Origin of the sequence: Siccibacter colletis (genome assembly GCF_000696575.1) — a bacterium.
Taxonomy (GTDB): domain Bacteria; phylum Pseudomonadota; class Gammaproteobacteria; order Enterobacterales; family Enterobacteriaceae; genus Siccibacter; species Siccibacter colletis.
Window position 1 is genome coordinate 1 of sequence record NZ_JMSQ01000030.1, and the last position, 421, is coordinate 421.

The 421-nt window shown below is 56.1% G+C and carries 1 rRNA gene; it reads right to left on the bottom strand.

Annotated features, from left to right (window positions below):
• Nucleotides 1-421: ribosomal RNA gene (locus ET34_RS0118375) — 16S ribosomal RNA — on the bottom strand; the annotation flags it as partial.

A 421-nucleotide genomic window follows, 5' to 3' on the forward strand; every position in this document is an offset into this window, starting at 1 on the left:
TTCTACCCCCCTCTACGAGACTCAAGCCTGCCAGTTTCGGATGCAGTTCCCAGGTTGAGCCCGGGGATTTCACATCCGACTTGACAGACCGCCTGCGTGCGCTTTACGCCCAGTAATTCCGATTAACGCTTGCACCCTCCGTATTACCGCGGCTGCTGGCACGGAGTTAGCCGGTGCTTCTTCTGCGAGTAACGTCAATTGATGAGTGTATTAAGCTCACCACCTTCCTCCTCGCTGAAAGTACTTTACAACCCGAAGGCCTTCTTCATACACGCGGCATGGCTGCATCAGGCTTGCGCCCATTGTGCAATATTCCCCACTGCTGCCTCCCGTAGGAGTCTGGACCGTGTCTCAGTTCCAGTGTGGCTGGTCATCCTCTCAGACCAGCTAGGGATCGTCGCCTAGGTGAGCCGTTACCCCA